This is a genomic window from Colwellia sp. MB3u-41 (assembly GCF_014076845.1).
Taxonomy (GTDB): Bacteria; Pseudomonadota; Gammaproteobacteria; order Enterobacterales; family Alteromonadaceae; genus Colwellia_A.
This window is the reverse complement of sequence record NZ_JACGUT010000031.1, coordinates 1-2,168: the sequence shown is the minus strand read 5'-3', so window position 1 is coordinate 2,168 and position 2,168 is coordinate 1. Positions and strand designations below refer to the sequence as shown.

The window sequence follows — 2,168 nt, the reverse complement described above, 5'->3', positions numbered from 1 at the left end:
TGTTCATAAAATTGCTTTACCTCTTTCTATAATTATTTTGCTAAGCTTTCCTTTTGGAACCATAGTTGGCGGTATATATTTGATGCAACGGTTCAAAAACACATAACAAGCCATTCAAGCAGGACAAATAACAGTTGGCTATTTGCTCCTTCGTCGCTTATTTTAGCCAACTATCATTTGCCTCTTAATGGGGCGTTAGCTGGTAAAAAAGTTCATGAGTATAATTCTAGTTTCAGATGTATTTGGTGTAACTCCTGCTTTATTAGCGATAAGTGAAAAATTGGGTTCATGCTCGATTGTTGATCCGTATAAAGGTCAAATTATGGGGTTCCAAAACGAAACTGAGGCGTATTCATATTTTGCCAAAGAAATTGGACTAGATAATTACTTGTATAGTCTATTACAAACTTTGGACTCAATTGATTATCAAGCAACATTAATCGGTTTTAGTGTTGGAGCTTCAGTTATTTGGCGACTATCTGAAAAGAAGGGTAACAACTATATCAAGCAAGGCTTTTGCTATTACGGTTCACAAATCCGAAATTTCACAGAAATAGAACCACGTTTTAATTTGTGCTTGGTATTTCCAAAAAGTGAACCTCATTTTGATGTTGTAGAGTTACAAGATAACTTGCGTAAAAAGGCTAATGTTAAAACTAAAAAAGTTGAATACTTGCATGGGTTTATGAATTATCATTCAAATAACTATAATAGTTTTGGTTATAATGAGCACATTAACCTTCTGCGCTCAATTACCAGCTAACAAGGCATTCAAACGGACAAAAAACAGTTGGTTGTTTTCACTCCGTTCAACATTTTAACCAACTATTTTTTGCCGCTTAATGTGGCGTTAGAGTTTTATGCAAATATTCGATAGTCGCAATCCATATTCAGTCTTCTTTGTATTAGGAACGATAATAGTTTTTATATTTAGTTTTTGGGGTGTTGGTTATCAATCCGTAAGCTCTCAAACAAACGAAAAAATACAAAGACAATTAGATATTTGGCAACAAAATGAGCCTGAAAGGTATAGCTACGTTGCCCAAGAAGGTTGTATGTATGTAGCAGGTTCAAAAGTTCTTGTTGTAAATGACGTAGCACTTTTTGAAAAACTAAGTGAACACGAACACAATTTAGTAATAAATGATCTTTTTATAGCTGCAAATAAAGGGTTATTTGAAGCTGCAAGCATGGAAATTAAATATCACCCTAAATATGGATTTCCAGAAGTCATTGAAATTGATTGGAATAAAGACATAATGGATGATGAGTGCTTTTATGAAATTAGTGAATTCAAAGTCATCGAGTAAAAAACTCTAACAAGCCATTCAAGCAGGACAAATAACAGCTGGCTATTTGCTCCTTCGTCGCTTATTTAGCCAACTATCATTTGCCTCTTAATGGGGCGTTAGCAGTATTAGTATATTTATCTAATCGTATAAGGATATAAATTATGAATAGTTTCACTAGATGGCTCATATTAGCGGTTTTAATTATAGCTGCCATTGCTTGTTATTCTTATGGTAGCTCAACTGGCTTATTTATTTTTATTATAATAGGTGCAATATTTGAGTTGGCATTTTGGTTTGGTATATTTTCAAAAAAAAGTAATCATTCCAACCCTTAAAAACACTGCTAACAAGGCATTCAAACGGACAAAAAACAGTTGGTTGTTTTCACTTCGTTCAACATTTTAACCAACAATTTTTTGCCGCTTAATGTGGCGTTATGTGTTTCGACTATTTACAGTAACTTCAAGGATGAGGAGTCCAAAATGAAATTCAAAAATAAACTTAATCGAGCACAGTTAAGTGCTGTAACTTTATGTTTAGGTACTTCACTAGGCATGTCTATATTTGTTGGGAGCTCATCACCTTTTATAGGATTAATGCTTGGTACAATTACCGTCGGTGTTTATGTCATGATTCTCTCTGGCCAGTGGAGTGCAAAAAACACATAACAAGGCATTCAAACGGACAAAAAACAGTTGGCTGTTTTCACTTCGTTCAACATTTTAGCCAACAATTTTTTGCCGCTTAATGTGGCGTTAGTTGCCAAGGAGTTTGCATCATGGATGAGTCTACAGTTGAAGCTTTATTTATTATTCTCTTCGCAGTTTTACCTTGTGGGATTTTCGGGTATCTAATCGCTTTTAAAGGGCGCAGAGG

Annotated in this window: 4 protein-coding genes; all 4 read left to right on the top strand. The window is 34.5% G+C overall.

The features are described 5' to 3' along the window. Positions 1-214 precede the first annotated feature (214 nt). The 4 genes from H4J73_RS01905 to H4J73_RS01890 all read left to right on the top strand — a co-directional run bounded on the left by H4J73_RS01905 (position 215) and on the right by H4J73_RS01890 (position 1,960). On the top strand, positions 215-763 hold the full coding sequence (locus H4J73_RS01905) for a hypothetical protein (protein ID WP_182223141.1): 549 nt from the start codon (positions 215-217) through the stop codon (positions 761-763). A 97-nt stretch (positions 764-860) separates the two neighbouring features. Continuing rightward, the gene (locus tag H4J73_RS01900; protein ID WP_182223140.1) at positions 861-1,310 is read left to right on the top strand and encodes a DUF6174 domain-containing protein; all 450 of its coding nucleotides are present in this window, start codon (positions 861-863) and stop codon (positions 1,308-1,310) included. 143 nt (positions 1,311-1,453) lie between these two features. Next, positions 1,454-1,627, top strand: coding sequence for a hypothetical protein (locus H4J73_RS01895; protein WP_182223139.1), 174 nt, complete (start codon positions 1,454-1,456; stop codon positions 1,625-1,627). A gap of 147 nt (positions 1,628-1,774) precedes the next feature. Continuing rightward, entirely contained in the window at positions 1,775-1,960 is a 186-nt protein-coding gene (locus tag H4J73_RS01890; RefSeq protein ID WP_182223138.1) for a hypothetical protein, read from the top strand. Positions 1,961-2,168 lie beyond the last annotated feature (208 nt).